At 62.4% G+C, this 16,362-nt stretch carries 12 protein-coding genes; 4 read left to right on the top strand and 8 right to left on the bottom strand.

The features are described from left to right. Positions 1-6: 6 nt before the first annotated feature. The 4 genes from QCBJ_RS28885 to QCBJ_RS28870 all read right to left on the bottom strand — a co-directional run bounded on the left by QCBJ_RS28885 (position 7) and on the right by QCBJ_RS28870 (position 4,936). Positions 7-732 (bottom strand): BPL-N domain-containing protein, encoded by a 726-nt coding sequence (locus QCBJ_RS28885; protein ID WP_102062100.1) that lies wholly within the window; start codon positions 730-732, stop codon positions 7-9. A 127-nt stretch (positions 733-859) separates the two neighbouring features. Then, positions 860-1,486 carry a glutathione S-transferase family protein gene (locus QCBJ_RS28880; protein ID WP_046036594.1) on the bottom strand — a complete coding sequence of 209 codons (627 nt, stop codon included), beginning with the start codon at positions 1,484-1,486 and terminating at the stop codon, positions 860-862. Between the two features lie 135 nt (positions 1,487-1,621). Beyond that, a complete protein-coding gene (locus QCBJ_RS28875) occupies positions 1,622-3,364 on the bottom strand; it encodes an OPT family oligopeptide transporter (RefSeq protein ID WP_102062099.1) in 1,743 nt (580 codons plus the stop codon). A 1,113-nt stretch (positions 3,365-4,477) separates the two neighbouring features. Then, entirely contained in the window at positions 4,478-4,936 is a 459-nt protein-coding gene (locus tag QCBJ_RS28870; RefSeq protein WP_064052818.1) for a transposase, read from the bottom strand. A 269-nt stretch (positions 4,937-5,205) separates the two neighbouring features. On the opposite strand from QCBJ_RS28870, the gene QCBJ_RS28865 reads away from it, so the two are divergent. Further along, positions 5,206-6,327 carry a lactonase family protein gene (locus tag QCBJ_RS28865; RefSeq protein WP_102062132.1) on the top strand — a complete coding sequence of 374 codons (1,122 nt, stop codon included), beginning with the start codon at positions 5,206-5,208 and terminating at the stop codon, positions 6,325-6,327. A gap of 3 nt (positions 6,328-6,330) precedes the next feature. On the opposite strand, the gene QCBJ_RS30885 is transcribed toward QCBJ_RS28865, so the two are convergent. From QCBJ_RS30885 to QCBJ_RS28850, 3 genes are all read right to left on the bottom strand, one after another. Continuing rightward, entirely contained in the window at positions 6,331-7,338 is a 1,008-nt protein-coding gene (locus QCBJ_RS30885) for a methyl-accepting chemotaxis protein (protein ID WP_370636186.1), read from the bottom strand. A 1,452-nt stretch (positions 7,339-8,790) separates the two neighbouring features. Then, on the bottom strand, positions 8,791-9,486 hold the full coding sequence (locus QCBJ_RS28855) for a tRNA (adenine(22)-N(1))-methyltransferase TrmK (protein ID WP_102062097.1): 696 nt from the start codon (positions 9,484-9,486) through the stop codon (positions 8,791-8,793). After that, positions 9,483-10,202, bottom strand: coding sequence for a FadR/GntR family transcriptional regulator (locus QCBJ_RS28850; RefSeq protein ID WP_046036683.1), 720 nt, complete (start codon positions 10,200-10,202; stop codon positions 9,483-9,485). Before QCBJ_RS28850 ends, QCBJ_RS28855 begins: the two co-directional genes overlap by 4 nt. Before the next feature lie 325 nt (positions 10,203-10,527). On the opposite strand from QCBJ_RS28850, the gene QCBJ_RS28845 reads away from it, so the two are divergent. Then, entirely contained in the window at positions 10,528-11,886 is a 1,359-nt protein-coding gene (locus QCBJ_RS28845) for an MFS transporter (RefSeq protein WP_015885037.1), read from the top strand. A gap of 19 nt (positions 11,887-11,905) precedes the next feature. Next, positions 11,906-13,231, top strand: coding sequence for a glucarate dehydratase (gudD, locus tag QCBJ_RS28840; protein WP_102062096.1), 1,326 nt, complete (start codon positions 11,906-11,908; stop codon positions 13,229-13,231). Between the two features lie 462 nt (positions 13,232-13,693). On the opposite strand, the gene QCBJ_RS28835 is transcribed toward gudD, so the two are convergent. After that, the gene (locus QCBJ_RS28835) at positions 13,694-14,620 is read right to left on the bottom strand and encodes an ABC transporter substrate-binding protein (protein ID WP_102062095.1); all 927 of its coding nucleotides are present in this window, start codon (positions 14,618-14,620) and stop codon (positions 13,694-13,696) included. A gap of 241 nt (positions 14,621-14,861) precedes the next feature. On the opposite strand from QCBJ_RS28835, the gene QCBJ_RS28830 reads away from it, so the two are divergent. Continuing rightward, positions 14,862-16,109: an acyl-CoA dehydrogenase family protein gene (locus tag QCBJ_RS28830; RefSeq protein ID WP_102062094.1), complete on the top strand. Its 1,248-nt coding sequence runs from the start codon at positions 14,862-14,864 to the stop codon at positions 16,107-16,109. Positions 16,110-16,362: the final 253 nt, after the last annotated feature.

Genomic DNA, 16,362 nt, shown 5'->3' with positions numbered 1-16,362 from the left:
GGGCGGTTAGAAGTGGCGTATGAGCGCGCCAAACAGGTCGCCTTGCGGCATTTTGCTCAACGCAATGTCGGCATTCTCGAACCACTGCGCGCTGGCTTCGGGATGCGGGCCGCTCAGTATCACCACGCCCTTCTCGAAGGTGTACCGCGCGGCCGCGACGTCGCCGTTGCGGTAGGTGGCGATGGCCGTGTAGGGCGCGACCTTGGGGAAGTAAGGGCCGTCCTGGAAGAACACCTGGTCAGGCTTGCCGTCCCACGTGACCTGCACGGCGGCGTCGGCGATGTCGGGCACTTCGAAGCCGGGGCGGCCGGCTTCGCCGTCGAGGTCCACCGGGATCAAGCCGAGGTTGCTGTCATCCGCCAGGTAGGCGCCCATGCACAAGCCCAGGTAGCGCCCGCCGTTGGCCACGTAATCACGGATCGCCTCGCTGCGCGCATCGCCCAGGCTGCGCAGGGCACCGGGAATGTCCTGGCCGCCGCCGGGTTGCACGTAGAGGTCGTAGCGCACCAGGGTTTTCGGTGTGATGTCGATGGCCTCATCCGCGCCCACGTAATCGATCTGGTAGTCGGGGTTGAGGCGATGCAGGGCCTTCGCCACGTTCTCGGAACAGTCATCGCAGCCCGCCGGACCCCGGTAGATGGCGACGTGGGTGATGGGCGTCGCAGCCTCGGTAGGCGAAGGCAGCAACAGCACGGATGCAAACAACGTGGCGGCGACAGCGCGTAGGCTCATGACCGAAGACTCCTGTACGGACAGGGCAAAGCCTATAACGACTGCGCCAATCAATCCGTTAACAGTTGTAAACACCGGTCACAATGGGCGCGCTGTTTATGGGCCTGGCGTGGCGCTGCCAAACCCTTCATTTGGCAAACGCATACTCCCCACCCTGCTCCACCGCCTTGCGATAAGCAGGCCGCGCCTGAAATTTTTTCACCCACGCCGCCAGGTTCGGGTAGGCCTGCAGCTTGCCTTGGGCCTTGGCGATTTCGCCGATGAAGCTCATCTGGATATCCGCGCCGCTCAACTCATCCCCCAGCAGATAGGACTTACCCGCCAGCTCGTCATTCAGGTAACCCAGATGGTTAGCCACTTCCGACTCAATACGCGGGTGCAGCGGCGCACCGGCGTCGCCCAAACGGCCGACGTAGAGGTTGAGCATCAGCGGCAGCATCGCCGAGCCTTCGGCAAAGTGCAGCCATTGCACGTAGGTGTCGTAGGCGGCGCTGGCAGGGTCCGGTTGCAGGCGGCCCTGGCCGTGGTGGCGGATCAGGTAGTCGATAATGGCGGCGGATTCGATCAGCACCCGGCCGCCGTCTTCGATCACTGGGGATTTGCCCAACGGGTGGATGGCCTTGAGTTCAGGCGGCGCCAGGTTGGTTTTCAGGTCGCGTTGGTAACGCTTGATCTCGTAAGGCAGGCCGAGTTCTTCAAGCAGCCACAGGATGCGTTGCGAGCGTGAGTTGTTGAGGTGATGGACGATGATCATGGAGGCTCCGCTGGGCAAGAGTGGGTTGTGGATAAACAGACTACGCCACCGTCGCGCAGTGCCATCAAATAATTTTCCAGGTGACGAGCGCCATCATTACCAGGGGCATCGGTTGGAAAAGAGGCATTCGGCTGATCAGCCGTTCCCCACCATCGCCCACAACGAAGCCCCCACGCCCGTAATACTCTCCCCCGCAATCAACCCCGCCGCAGCGGTGATCGCAAAGCGTTCGGTGATGCTCGGCCAGCGGCAGCTCACCAGCCAGGTGAGCACGGCGCCCAGGGCCATCATCAGCGAGACCGAGGCCGGCAATACAAAGGTCAGGCCCAAGGCGGCGGCGCTGGGCAGGTAGCGGGCGCGATGGGCCGCCAAGGTGCTGTCCAGCACGCCCAGCAACACGCCGACTAAGCCGCCGATAACGATTGCCCAGCGGATGCTCGTCGACAACGAATCCAGCCCGAGGGTCAGGGTTTGCGCCACGGCTTTCCAGGTGGCGACCGCCGGTGCCGGCCACTCTTCGGTGAGCAGCATGGAGTGGGGGTCGGGAATCAGCGCCAGGTAGGCGAACACGCCCACGATGCTGCCGACGAAAATCCCCAGGATCTGCGCGATCACTTGCTTGTGCGGCGTGGCGCCAATGGCCTTGCCCACCTTGAAATCATTCATCAGGTCCGTGCATTGCCCGGCCGAACCACCGGCGGTGTTGGCGCTCATCAGGTTGATCGGCACCTGCCCCGGCGCGACGATGCCGAAGCTCAGCTGCGACAGTTGCCCGATGGCGCCGATGGGCGGAATACCCGTAGCACCGACGACGCGCGCGGCCACGGCGGCCAGGCAGATGGCCAACGGGATGGTCAGCAAGGCCATCCACAGGTTGATCCCGAATAACAGCGCCTGCAGGCCCACCACCAGCACAATCGACAGGGCGAAACCGGCGGCAGGTCCGGGCTTGGGGATACGCCAAGGGGTACCGCCATCGGCTTGGGTCGACCGGTGCAAGGCGCATAAACGGATGGCCAGCGAGGCCAAGGTGGAACACACCATCAGGCTCACCCCCGGCCACAGCAACCACTCCACCAGGGCGGCGAACTGGGGGCCGCTGCTGTCGGCCGGTAATGTCACCAGGCCTTGCGCCAACAGCCACGGCGCCAGGCCACCCCAGGCGAGCAAAGCACCGAGCAGCAGCGTCAAGCCCACACGAATACCGATGATCCCGCCGAAGCCCACCAGCAACAGCGATGGGTCGGCGGTGAAGGTCAGGCGCTCCCACGAGGCGCTCGGCGACCAGCGCGGGAAGGCCCAGATAAAGGTATCCACCCACTTGACCGAGCCGGACAGTAACGCCGCACTGAGCAACACCTTCAAGCGCGTCGCGGCTTCGCGGCCGTGGTTGTAGATGTGCAGCAGGGTTTCCAGGGTGGCCATGCCCTCGGGGAATTTCAGTGCGTTGTCATTGAGCAGTGATGGGCGCAGGTACCAGGCGATCCAGATACCCAGGAAGCTCACCGAGAACACCCAGGCGATCATCGGGAGAGCGTCCAGCTGGTTGCCCGTGAGCAAGGTGTAAGCCGGGATCGGCGCCACCAGCCCGCCGGAAATGATCGACGCCGCTGCCGAGGCGACGGTCTGGTTGATGTTGCTTTCATGCAGCGTCCACGGCAGTTGCCCGGAGGAGCGCTTGGACAGGCCTTGCCAGATCGCGTAGCCGACCAGCAACGCGATGATCGACATGTTGAACGACCAGCCGATCTTCAACCCGGCGTACACGTTGGAAGGCGTGAGCAGAATGCCAAGAACAGTGCCGGTGATCACGGCGCGCAGGCTGAGTTCACGTTCGACAGGGGCGTGCATGGGGAGCGTTGGCAAGGTCGAGGGCATGCGGATTCCTTTCGGCAGGGAACGGGGCGACCAGACAAGTGAGCCCTGCGGGGGGCTGAAGGTTCCTGAGTTAATGCGCCGGGTCGGCCTTTTGTAGTGAGCGGGCTTGTCGAATCGTCGCACCGCCCGCGCTGGGCTGCGAAGCGGCCCTAATGGGACCAGTGCGTTGAATCAGGCAGAACGCGTGGCCAGGTTTGGGGCTGCTGCGCAGCCCAGCGCGGGGCAAGCCCGCTCACCACAAAAGCTCGATCACTACAGAGGCTTCACCAGATGAGCCCAGCAAGTGCGCCCGGGGGGCTGAGGGTTTCTGATTGGGTGCTGAGGGGCGGGCCTTTTGTAGTGAGCGGGCTTGCCCCGCGCTGGGCTGCGAAGCGGCCCTAATGCGACGAGTGCGTTGAATCAGGCAGAGCGCGTGGCCAGGTTTTGGGGCTGCTACGCAGCCCAGCGCGGGCGGTGCGACGATTCGACAAGCCCGCTCACCACAAAAGCTCCACCATCACAAAAGCTCGATCACTACAGAGGCTCGATCACCAGATGAGCCCAGCAAGTGCGCCCGGGGGGCTGAAGGTTTCTGATTGGGTGCTGAGGGGCGGGCCTTTTGTAGTGAGCGGGCTTGCCCCGCGCTGGGCTGCGCAGCAGCCCCAATGCGACCAGTGCGTTGAATCAGGCAGAACGCGTGGCCAGGTTTTGGGGCTGCTGCGCAGCCCAGCGCGGGGCAAGCCCGCTCACCACAAAAGCTCCACCATCACAAAAGCTCGATCACTACAGAGGCTTCACCAGATGAGCTCAGCAAGTGCGCACGGGGGGCTGAGGGTTTCTGATTGGGTGCTGAGGGGCGGGCCTTTTGTAGTGAGCGGGCTTGCCCCGCGCTGGGCTGCGAAGCGGCCCTAATGCGACCGGTGCGTTGAATCAGGCAGAGCGCGTGGCCAGGTTGGGGGCTGCTGCGCAGCCCAGCGCGGGGCAAGCCCGCTCACCACAAAAGCCCGCTCACCACGAAAGCTCGACCATCACAAAAGCTTGCTCATCACAAAAGCTTGCTTGCCAGAGAAGTCCGCTCATCAAAAACAGGGTGAGCCGAACGGGCGGTCTTGCTGGAAAAACCTCCGTTTCAGCTTAAAGCCACGCCGCATCCCATAATGAATAATCCCCTACCCGCTCCACCAAGCCGGCTCGCAATGGGTTGGCAATGATGTAGCGGGCCATTTTGCGAATATCGTCCTCTTCCCGCACCGCCCTGTCGTGATAGCCCGGTTGCCAGACACGTTCTTTGCTTTGACGGCGTCGGTTGATGGTCAATGTGCTACGCGACTTCATGCGTCGCACCACGTCGGCCAAGGTCATCTGCTTCAACTCAAACAACCAGTGAATGTGGTCAGGCATGATGACCCAGGCCAGAGAGTCGACCAGTCCCCGCTCATGAGCCTGCCGGAATTCGGCAACCAGCAGACGCCCCAGGGAAAGGTCTGTGAATAGACGCTGACGGTGATGAACGACGACGGTAATCAGGTAGCTGCGTCCGTGTTCCGAATAGCGACCGTGACGCAGACGATGGGATTGGGGTGTGGGGCGCATTCCATTGCTCTTGGTGAAAGTCCTGAAGAGCAATAACGCTAGCGTGCGGTGTGCGGGGGGCCAGTATCACTTGATGACTGAATGTATCTGGGCCTATTGCGGCGCTTAATATCGTTGGGGTAAGCGGGCTCACCACAAAAGCTCGATCACCAGAAGAGGCCAGCAAGGGAGCGAGGCCATCGCCCATCGCGTTAAAAAAACAACCATTGCCGAGATTCATTTACAGTCATACGATGACTGACCACAATCATAAAAATAAGGGTTCCGCAGTGAATAAACCTCTCCTCCTGGCCGCCGCCGTTGTCTGCGGCTTCAGTGCACACGGCAACGCCGCCACCTTTGCGTATATCTCCAGCCCCGGTGACGGGATGATTTCCCAGTACCGCCTCGACGAAGACAACGGTGCGCTGAAGCTGGTCAATCAAGTCAACGCCGGCGACCAGGTCAACCCCATGGCCCTCAGCCCTGACGGCAAAACGCTGTTCGCCGCCTTGCGGGTCAAGCCGTTTCAGGTCCAGGGTTTCAGCATTGACCCCACCAGCGGGCATTTGACGCCGCAGTCCAAGGCGCCGCTGGCCGAGAGCATGGCGTACCTGGCCACCGACCGCGCCGGGCGTTACTTGCTCGCCGCGTCTTACGGTGCAGACACCCTCAGCGTGCAGCCCGTCGACAAGGCCGACAAGATCCTCACCTACAAGACCGGCCCCCACGCGCATTCGCTGCGCACCGACCCGAGCAATCGCTTTGCCTACGCGGGCAATCTGGGTGCGGACCATGTGCTGCAATACCGCTTCGACGCCGACACCGGCGCACTCACGCCCATCGGTACTGGCTACGTGAGTGTCCCGGCCAACACCGGGCCTCGGCACCTGGCGTTTTCGGCCAACGGTAAATACCTGTACGTGGTCGGGGAAATGAGCGGCACCGTCACCGCGTTTTCCATCGATGACCGCAGCGGCGCGTTGACCCCGATTGGCGTGGCCAACGGCATTCCCGATCGCTTGAAACTGGCCCACGGCGAAGTGCGGGATGCGCGCAACAACGACTTGAAAGACGACCCGACGCCGCGCATCTGGGCGGCCGACCTGCGCCTCTCGCCGGATGGCAAGCTGCTGCTGATGAGTGAGCGCACCAGCAGTTCGGTATCGGCCTTTGCGGTGGATGCCGCTACCGGCGGCCTGCGTTTTCTCGACAACTACCCGGTAGAAGAGAAACAGCCGCGCAATATCGCCTTCTCACCCAATGGGCAGTGGCTGCTGGTGACGGGTGAAAAAAGCGACACCGTTGGCACCTATGCCGTCAGCGACACAGGTGCCTTGAAGCGGGTGAGCGAAGCACCGTCGGGCAAAGGCGCGCTGTGGATTGAAGTGCTGCATACCGCAGCGAAATAACCCTCAGCTCAACCGGAACCGCGCGGTGTTGTCACTCAACGCCTGGCTGCCCTTGCTCAGGGTGTCCGCCGCGCGGTTGACCGCTCGCGCACCCTCCAGCAAGCGCCCCGCCGCCTGGTCCACTTGCTGGATGTTGCCGCTCACCTCGTCCGCCGTCGCGGCCTGCTCCTCGACCGCCGTGGCGATCTGCGCCAGCGTGTCGGTGACGTTCTGCACCGCGCCGGCGATTTCGCCTAAGCGCGCGCCCAGCCCGGTGACGGACTCGGCGTCGGTCAGCGCCTGATCGCACGCGGCCCCCATCAGGGTGACCGCCTGGCTGACGGTGGCGCGCAGGCTGTCCACGGTGCCGGCGATCTGCGCGGTGGAGGCCTGGGTGCGTTGCGACAGGCTGCGCACTTCATCGGCAACCACGGCAAACCCCCGGCCCTGCTCGCCGGCACGCGCCGCTTCAATGGCGGCGTTCAGTGCCAGCAGGTTGGTCTGCTCGGCAATGCCGCGAATGGTGTCGACCACCGACTGAATCTGCTGGCCCTGCTGGCTCACTTGTTCCAATGCATTGGCGGTGTCGGTCAGGCGTTGGTTGAGCTGTTGGATGCTGGCGGTGGTGCGCTGGCTGTCGCGACTGCTGTCTTCGGCGATGCGCCGGGTTTGCTGGGCACTGCCCGAGGCTTGTTCACAACTTTGCGCGACGCCCAGGGAGGTGGCGGCCAACTGCGTGGCGGCGGCGGCAATCTGGCTGATCTGGTGCTGCTGGTCTTCGACTTCGGTGAGGGTACTGCCCGACTGCGAATTGAGGGTGAGCACCGCCGAGCCGAGCTGCTGGGTTTCGTGATTGACCCCGAGCAGGCTGGTGCGCAATTGCACCACCGCGACGTTCAGCGCGGTGCTGATGGCGGCGAGTTCGTCGCGCCCCTCCACCGCCACTTCCACACACAGGTTGCCATCGCGCAAAGACTCGGCGAGCGTGGTGATGCCGCTGGCGCTGCGGCGGATGGAAGTTTGCAGGCACATGAACAGGTACAGCGCCGCCAAGGCCAGCAGGCCGAACGTCAGCGCCAGCGGGATGAACTGCTGGCTCGCGCGGTCGTGGTAGTAGCTCAGGCGCGCATCCATGGACTTCAGCGACTGAATGCGCAGCGCACCGAGCGAGTCGAGCATCGCGTCGATACTGCGTTCGAAACCGGCCGTATCGAGCTTGATGCTGCCGCCGAATACGCCGTCGTCGAGCACTTTGAGTTCGTTATCCAGCAACTGCAGGCTGGTGTCGTACTGCGCTGTCCACGGTTCCATCCCGGCGTATTGCTTGGCCTTGAGCGAGGCGGCGGCCTTGGCCAACTGGTCCCGCGCATCGCCGATGCGGCTGCGCAGGTCGCGCAGTTGCAACCGGCTTTGCAAAGTGAACTGTCCCGAAGAAATAGACGACTGCCCGACGCTGGCCATCCGGCCGACCCGCTCTATCAGGTCAGGGGTGTGCTGGGTGCCCATCTGCATGAGCATGTAGGTTTCCAGCCACGGATCGAGGATCAGCCCGGCGTCCAGGGTGATCTGCTCGCGCAGGGTTTGCATCGCCGTCAGGGCCGCGGTGAAACGATCATAACCGTCCGGCCACCAGCCTACGGTGCGCAGGGATTGGGAGTCCATGCCCTTGACCGTGGCCTGCAACGCCTCGAAGCGCGACAGGATGTCAGCGCTGGCGTTCTGGGTTTTCAACGAATCGCCCAAGGCTTGCAGGCTTTGCTGGATCACTGGGAAATTCGCATCGACCTTGTCCATCGCGGCCTTCGCCGCCGGCGTCGGGGCGTGCAGGATGTCTGCCGCTTTCCAGCGCGCGGCCAGGTTGCGCTGAGCCGTCAACTGGCCATCTAACGCGTCCAGCGCTAACAGCTGCCGAAGGCCGGACTGCTCGCTGGAAATCACGCTTAATTTGTCGCGATAGTCGGACCCCATCATCCACAGGCTACCCGCCAGGGGCAGCATGAACAGGAAAAACAGGACCTGGAACTTACGCGCAAAGCCGAAACGCCCGAGCAGGCGGATACCGGGTGACAAAAGGCTGTGCATGTACGACAACTCCCCAAAACAACCCACACGGTGCGACGGTGGGCGAATGCTTGAAATGACTAACGGCAAAATGCCATGTCATTGATTGAGAAGGCCCAAGCAAGATACGGGCCGCTGCTGCACAGCCCTGAAACAGGGCGGGCGGTGCACCAGCAGCCTCCTCTGCGTGCTCGAAAATGGGGCGAAAACACTCAGCATCGACAACGGCGCTGTCACCGTCGGAGACGACTGCCCGAGACGCGTTCCAAAACACCCTTAATCACAGGCATCCTATCGGCCGCTCCCCAACCGAACTTGAGGGCCCGCAAACTTACTGGTGGTGAGCGGGCTTGCCCCGCGCTGGACTGCACAGCAGCCCCGAAAAGAACGTTGGCCACCTGACGCTTTTAACCCTTCACCCGCTCACGCCAGCAATTGAGCAATCCACCCCGCCTGCCGGGCAATCTCTTGCACCTTGTCCTCCGGCACCGCCTGCCGCGCGTGTTCCAGGCTCGCCAGGGTCTTCTGCTTCTGATGCAACATGCGCTGCCACTTGGCGATGAACGCTGGGCTACGCGCCTGCATCTGCAGCGGGCCGAAGTACAGCTGCTCAGCGCTATACACCACCGGCCCGGCGCGCTCGGCAACGATGATCTCGTAATAGAAACGGTTCTCCCGCAGCAGCTCTTCACTGCGGATCGAATAACCGTTGTCCATCAGCCACTGACGCAACGGCTGCTCACCGCCGTTGGGTTGCAGGACCAGCCGCTCCTGGCCGCTCAGATGCGCCTTGCCGCTTTCCAGGATGTCCCGGATCGTCTCGCCGCCCATGCCGCAGACGCTGATCGCGGTGATCCCGTCCGACGCCTCGATGGCCGCCAGACCATCGGCCAGGCGCACGGTGATGTGCTGCTCCAGGCCGTTGTCACGCACGGTGCGTTGCGCTGCATGAAAAGGCGTCGTCGCCACCTCCCCCGCCACTGCCGCAGCGATCACCCCCCGGCGCATCAACGCGACCGGCAGGTAAGCGTGGTCGGAACCGATATCGGCCAGGCGCGCGCCATGGGGCACGTTCGCCGCCACGCGCTCCAGGCGCAGGGATAAAGTGTGTTCGTTCACCGGTCTTGCTCCCCCGAAAAACGATCCCGGCTGTTGGTCAGGTGCAGCACCATAGCGGCGCGGGCGGCGTCCGGGTCCTGGCGTTTGATCGCATTGAAGATCGCCTCGTGTTCCAGGTTCGCCAACTGACCCAGTTTGGCAAAGTCGGCACCGCCACGTTCATCGCCCTTCACTTGGGTGCGCGGGATCATCGCATTGCCCAGGTGCAGCATGATTTCAGTGAAGAAGGTATTGCCGGTGGCCTCGGCAATCAGTTGGTGAAAGCGTTTGTCTTCCTCCACGCAGCTGTCGTTGTTGGCCAGGGAGGCTTGGTAGTCATCCAGCGCTTGGCGCATGTGCGCGAGTTGTTCCCCGGTTCGGCGCAAGGCCGCCAGCGCCACGGCTTGCACCTCCAGGCCCAGGCGCAGTTCGAGCATGTTGCGCACGCTGGCCACCGTGTCCACGTGCAGGCGCAGCCCTTGTTGAGCCTGTTGCGCCAGCACAAAGGTACCGATGCCATGACGCGTCTCGACCAACCCGGACGCCTGCAACTTCGAAAGCGCCTCGCGGACCACGGTACGGCTCACCCCATGCTCAAGCACGATGGTGGATTCCGACGGCAGTTTTTCACCGGGCTTCAACTGGCCGAGCAGGATGCGCTGGGTCAGGGCATCGACCACGCCTTGGGCCAGGTTGGTGGAGCGTCTACGGGGAGGGGCTGCGCTATCAATCGGCATTACGGCGGGTCCACGGGGTTGGGCTGGGGGGAGCTTAACACCGCCTGGACGGGCAAGGTCCTGCAAATCAAAAATACGCCAAACTTGTATGACAACCAACCTGAACCGCCGATTTAGTAATAATTTCAGAAATGCGCCTCCCCTTTCGCCAAACGCGCAAAAAACCCGTAAACACTGGAAAATAACCAGAACACACAATCAGGCAGGCCCCTTATAAGAGCAAAAATAGCCCCCATGCATTGCGATAAAAAGAAAACAACTTGTATGATGTCTATCAACAAAACACGCAAACCCGCATAAAAATAATCAGGGGGAGTTTTGAATTGTGAACAATTCAAGCCATGCATCTGCCGCACCAGAAAGTGATTCGGTCCTCGCGCGCGCCGTGAGCAAAGTGAAGGGCCATGTGCTCCCACTGTTCGTGATCATGTTCATCCTCAACTACATCGACCGGGTCAATATCGGCTTTGTACGCACGCACATGGAACATGACCTGGGCATCGGCGCCGCCGCCTATGGGTTCGGCGCCGGGTTGTTCTTCATCGGCTACGCCCTCTTCGAAGTGCCCTCCAACATGCTGCTGCAAAAGGTCGGGGCACGTATCTGGCTGACCCGCATCATGTTCACCTGGGGCATCGTCGCGACGATGATGGCGTTCATCCAGAACGAAACCCACTTCTACATCCTGCGTTTTCTGTTGGGCGTGGCCGAAGCCGGTTTCTTCCCTGGGGTGATCTACTATTTCACCCGCTGGCTGCCGGGCGTGGAGCGCGGTAAAGCCATCGCGATTTTTCTCAGTGGTTCTGCGGTGGCCTCGCTGATTTCCGGCCCGCTGTCGGGGGTGCTGTTGCAGATCGAAGGGTTTGGCTTTCACGGCTGGCAGTGGATGTTTGCCATTGAAGGCCTGGCCTCGGTGGTGATCGGTTTCTTTGTGTGGTTCTGGCTGGACTCCAAGCCCCACGACGCCAAATGGATGACCCGCGAAGAACAGGACGCACTGGTCAACGCTATCGACCAGGAACAGCGCGAACGTGAAGCCCTCACCACCGTCAAACCGACGATTGGCAAGCTGCTCAAGGACCGTCAGATCCTGCTGTTTTGCGCCCTGTACTTTTGCATCCAACTGACGATTTACGCGGCGACCTTCTGGCTGCCGAGCATCATCAAGAAAATGGGAGACTTGAGTGATGTGCAGGTCGGTTTTTTCAACTCGATTCCCTGGCTGATTTCGATCATCGCCATGTACGCCTTCGCTTCGCTGTCGGGCAAGTTCAAGTTCCAGCAGGCCTGGGTGGCGGCAGCGCTGTTGATTGCAGCGGCCGGCATGTTCATGTCCACCACCGGTGGGCCGGTGTTTGCCTTTGTGGCGATCTGTTTTGCGGCCATTGGCTTCAAGTCGGCATCGTCGCTGTTCTGGCCAATCCCCCAGGGATACCTGGATGTGCGCATCGCCGCAGCGGTGATCGCGTTGATCAACTCCATCGGCAACCTGGGCGGCTTCGTTGCGCCGACCACCTTCGGCTTTCTCGAACAGACCACCGGTTCGATCCAGGGCGGCCTCTACGGCCTGGCCGGCACCTCGGTGCTCGCCGCGATCCTGGTGTTCTTCGCCAAGACGTCGCCGTCTGCCGTGTTGACGTCGCCCAGCGCGCCAACAGGCGCTGCCATCAGCAAACCTCTCTGAGCCCCTTTAGGAACCTGCCATGAATACTCCCGTCGTCACTCACTTCCAGGTCATCCCCGTCGCCGGCCACGACGGCATGCTGCTCAACCTCAGCGGCGCCCATGGCCCCTACTTCACGCGCAATATCGTCATCCTCAAGGACAGCAGCGGCAATACCGGCGTGGGTGAAGTCCCCGGCGGCGAGCGTATCCGCGAAACGCTCGAAGACGCCCGCAGCCTGGTGGTGGGCCAGCCGATCGGCCAGTACCAGCGTGTCCTCAACCAGATGCGCAGCACCTTTGCCTCACGGGATGCGGCCGGCCGCGGCCTGCAAACCTTCGACCTGCGCATCACCATCCACGCCGTCACCGCCGTGGAAGCCGCGCTGCTCGACCTGCTGGGTCAGTTCCTCGAAGTCCCCGTAGCCGCCTTGCTCGGTGAAGGGCAGCAGCGCGATGCGGTGAAAATGCTCGGCTACCTGTTCTATGTCGGCGACCGCAACGCGACCGACCTGGCCTACCGCAACGAAGCCGACAGCGACGATGAATGGTTCCGCCTGCGTCACGAAAAGGCCCTGACCAGCGACGCCGTGGTGCGCCTGGCCGAAGCCGCCCAAGCCAAGTACGGCTTCAATGACTTCAAGCTCAAGGGCGGCGTGCTCAGTGGCGATGCCGAAATCGAAGCCGTCACCGCCCTGGCCGAACGTTTCCCCGACGCACGCATCACCCTCGACCCGAATGGCGCCTGGTCATTGAAAGAAGCCATCCGCCTGTGCCGCGACCAGCACCACGTACTCGCCTACGCCGAAGACCCCTGCGGTGCAGAGAACGGCTACTCGGGCCGCGAGGTCATGGCCGAATTCCGCCGCGCCACCGGCCTCAAGACCGCCACCAATATGATCGCCACCGACTGGCGCGAAATGGGCCATGCGATCCAGTTGCAATCGGTGGACATCCCCCTCGCCGACCCACACTTCTGGACCCTGCAGGGCTCGGTGCGCGTGGCGCAGATGTGCAACGACTGGGGCCTCACCTGGGGCTCGCACTCCAACAACCACTTTGATATTTCCCTGGCGATGTTCACCCAGGTCGCCGCCGCTGCCCCCGGCGACATCACCGCCATCGACACCCATTGGATCTGGCAGGACGGCCAACGCCTGACCAAGGCACCGCTGAAAATCGAAGGCGGCTACGTGAAAGTGCCGAGCAAGCCAGGCCTGGGTGTGGAGATCGACATGGACGCGGTGGCCAAGGCCCACGAGGTATACAAAGGCATGGGCCTCGGCGCGCGGGATGACAGCGTGGCGATGCAGTTCCTGATTCCGGGATGGCGCTTCAACAACAAGCAGCCGTGCCTGGTGCGGTAATTCCCTAAGGCAACTTAGGTCAATGTGGGAGCTTGGTTGTTGCTGAAATCGTGCTGGCAGGTACAACCAAAATCCCGCCAACACAGCCAATCCCCTGTGGGAGCTGTCGAGCTTCAGCGAGGCTGCGATAGCGGAGTGTCAGGCGAAAAAAGCCAGCAGTACCGCCGCCTTCGCAGCCTCGCCGGGGCTCGACAGCTCCCACAGTTGATCTTGGTTGTTTCGCCGAGCGTGGTCGTTTGATGGGCTGCACGGTCAGCTCAACCCCTAGAGCATCAAGAATCTCTTTTGCGCGCTTGATTCCTCGCTTCTGATCGGTTTTATCCCTCCCTCAAACCGTCGAGCCCTGTATCAAACTCGGGCGTCCTGCCAATCAGATCAGTCACAGAATCACTTGTAGCCTGATGGCTACTCCCTGTCGATGCCAGTGATTTTTTGTTTCCGATGAGCCCCGGAAGAAAAATCCTAGTTCAGCACCCGATCAAACAACGGCGCCACGTCATACCGCTGCTTCAGCATCTGCGCATCCACCAGGAAATCCGCCGTTGCCTGGGCCTCGCTGACAATCGTCGGCGAGATCGGGAGTACCTTGATCGCATCGCGCTTGAACCACACCTTGGCGATTTCCGGCGCCGACTGGTTGGCCTTGGACCAGGCTTCGGCGTACTCATCGATGTGCGTGTTGCTCCACTCCCGAGCGCGGGTAAGGCGGGCAACAAAGTCTTTGATGATCGCGCTTTTCTGCGCCAGGGCCGGCTCGTACGCCACGATGTAGGTGGGCGCGCTCATCAAGCCTTTGGCGTTGCGGATCAGGCTGCTGCCTTCTTTTTCCTGCAACGACACGTAGGGTTCCCAGGTGCCGAAGGCGTCGATGTCGCCTTGGGTCAACGCCAGGCTCGCCTCCGCCGGCAGCAGGTACTTGAAGTGGACGCTGCTGCGCGGCACACCGGCCTCATCCAACGCCTTGTACGCCAACTGTTGGCTCCACGAACCGTTCCAGATGGCGACGGTCTTGCCCTTGAGGTCGGCCACTGAATGAATGCCGTTGCGCGCCACAATGCCGACGCCGTCGAGGCTGGTCTGGGTACTGGCGACCACCTTCACCGGCGCGCCATTCGCGGCCAGGCTGATCACCGGGGTATCGCCGACGATGCCCACGTCCAGCGCACCGCTGGCCACTGCCGAGGCCACGGGGGAGCCGGTGTTGAAACGCTTGAAATCGATGGTGTACGGCAGGTCTTTCAGCTCCCCGGACAGCTCCAGCACGATGCGGTTGGAGAAGAACTGGTCGCCCACCGTCAGGGTCAGCGGCTCCGCTGCCCAGGCGGAAGGGCCCTGCAGGGTCAGGGAAGCAAGGCCCAGCAAAGAAAGCAGTGTTCGGCGGTTGATCATAAAAATTCCCACACGGTTAGATGGCTGTTTCAACCATCTGTGGGCATGCAGTCTGGTCGTTCAGCGTAGAAGCTATCGCAATAAGAGGGCGAGGTTTAATACTGTTGCGCACTATCGATAGAACCGTCGTACAGGTCGCTAGCTGCTTTTCGTATTAAAAACTTGGCCGCCCCTGAGTTAGGGTGACGTCACCAGACCACTGGACCCCAGCACCTGAACCACTTTCTGCAAGGTCCATTGCATGCCGACTCCCGCTTTGAATATCTGGGGCACGCCGCCCACTGCCCGCTACGAACACCTGGCCGCGCCGTTTCGGCCGCTGTTTGCGCACATCCTCGCTCAGGCCGCCGAGGCGGATCAGACGCGCGCCAGCCTCGCCACGGTGATCCAGCAACTGAACGCCCTGGGCTTACCGCGCTGGCGCCTGCCGGCCAGCTATGGCGGCCAGGACGCCACGCTGGTCGAGCTGCTCACGTTGCTCACCGAGTTATCCGCCGCTGATTCCAACATCACTCAGGCCCTGCGTGGCCACTTTGGTTTTTGCGAAGACGTGCTCAGCGCCAAGGACCCCGACTGGCGCGCCAAATGGCTGGACCGGCTCGGCCAGGGCGCCCTGCTGTCGCCGGGCAGCACCGAAGTCGGCAGCCAGGCCCGTGGCGATTTCGACACCCGCCTGCACCGTGACGACGCCGGTGCGCTGCGTATCAGCGGCAAAAAGTTCTACACCACCGGCGCGCTCTACAGCGACCTGATCAACACCATCGCCACTGGCGAAGACGGCACGGTCTACAGCGTGGTCGTCGACCTCAAGGCCCCCGGCGTGCAGATCATCGATGACTGGAACGGCTTCGGCCAACGCCTCACCGCCAGCGGCACCTGCGTGTTCGACAACGCACCGGTGGTGGACGACGATGTGCGCCTCACCCACCAGCGCTTTGGCCATGGGCAATCATTCTTCCAGCTCTACCACCTCAGCACCCTCGCCGGCATCGCTCGGCGTGCCGCGCTCAGTGGTGCCGAAGAACTCAGCAAACGCGCCCGCACCTTCACCACCGGCAACGCCGACACCGCAGGCCACGACGTGCAGCTGCTGCAAGTAATCGGCGAAGTCGCCAGCCAAGCCTATGCCGCGCAAGCCATCACCCAACAAGCGGCGCAACGCCTGGAACACACCGCGCAGTATGTGATTGCCCACGACCAACCGCTGCAGGATGACGACCCCCAGGTGGCCTTGGCGGAGCTGGAAGTGTGCCTGGCGGTCAACCCGGTGGTCGACGCAACGCTTGCGGCAACCACGGCGCTGTTCGATGCACTGGGTGCCAGTGCCACCGCCAGCGACAAAGCGCTGGACCGGCTGTGGCGCAATGCGCGCACCCTGGCGAACCACAACCCGCGCGTGTACAAGTCGCGGATTGTGGGGAATTACCTGGTGAACGGGATTTTGCCGCCGGCGCAGTGGCGGGTGGGTGTGGCAAAGACCCAGGCCTGATGAACAGCTCATACCTGCAAATCGTCGCACCGCCCGCGCTGGCTGCGAAGCGGCCCTGAAACCCGCCACCGTATTTTTTCAGGAATACTGCAGTGGGGCCGCTTCGCAGCCCGACGGGAGCAAGCTCCCTCGCCACAGGTAGCGGTCGTCGCACTGATACGTTGTACCTACTGCGCAGGAATATCGCTGAATCAGGAAATCGAGGCGCGGGATGGCAAAGCCGCGATGCTCGCGCTCGACGTCACCGATACCG

It is taken from the genome of Pseudomonas sp. QC2 (assembly GCF_002859085.1).
GTDB classification, from domain to species: domain Bacteria; phylum Pseudomonadota; class Gammaproteobacteria; order Pseudomonadales; family Pseudomonadaceae; genus Aquipseudomonas; species Aquipseudomonas petroselini.
This window is presented reverse-complemented; position numbering and strand designations above follow the sequence as displayed.

Bases quoted from the DNA above. Each gene is read 5' to 3' on its own strand.
- QCBJ_RS28835 (WP_102062095.1), bottom strand. From the start codon at position 14,620: ATGATCAACCGCCGAACACTGCTTTCTTTGCTGGGCCTTGCTTCCCTG.
- QCBJ_RS28885 (WP_102062100.1), bottom strand. From the start codon at position 732: ATGAGCCTACGCGCTGTCGCCGCCACGTTGTTTGCATCCGTGCTGTTG.
- QCBJ_RS28880 (WP_046036594.1), bottom strand. From the start codon at position 1,486: ATGATCATCGTCCATCACCTCAACAACTCACGCTCGCAACGCATCCTG.
- QCBJ_RS28875 (WP_102062099.1), bottom strand. From the start codon at position 3,364: ATGCCCTCGACCTTGCCAACGCTCCCCATGCACGCCCCTGTCGAACGT.
- gudD (WP_102062096.1), top strand. From the start codon at position 11,906: ATGAATACTCCCGTCGTCACTCACTTCCAGGTCATCCCCGTCGCCGGC.
- QCBJ_RS28870 (WP_064052818.1), bottom strand. From the start codon at position 4,936: ATGCGCCCCACACCCCAATCCCATCGTCTGCGTCACGGTCGCTATTCG.
- QCBJ_RS28830 (WP_102062094.1), top strand. From the start codon at position 14,862: ATGCCGACTCCCGCTTTGAATATCTGGGGCACGCCGCCCACTGCCCGC.
- QCBJ_RS30885 (WP_370636186.1), bottom strand. From the start codon at position 7,338: ATGTGCCTGCAAACTTCCATCCGCCGCAGCGCCAGCGGCATCACCACG.
- QCBJ_RS28850 (WP_046036683.1), bottom strand. From the start codon at position 10,202: ATGCCGATTGATAGCGCAGCCCCTCCCCGTAGACGCTCCACCAACCTG.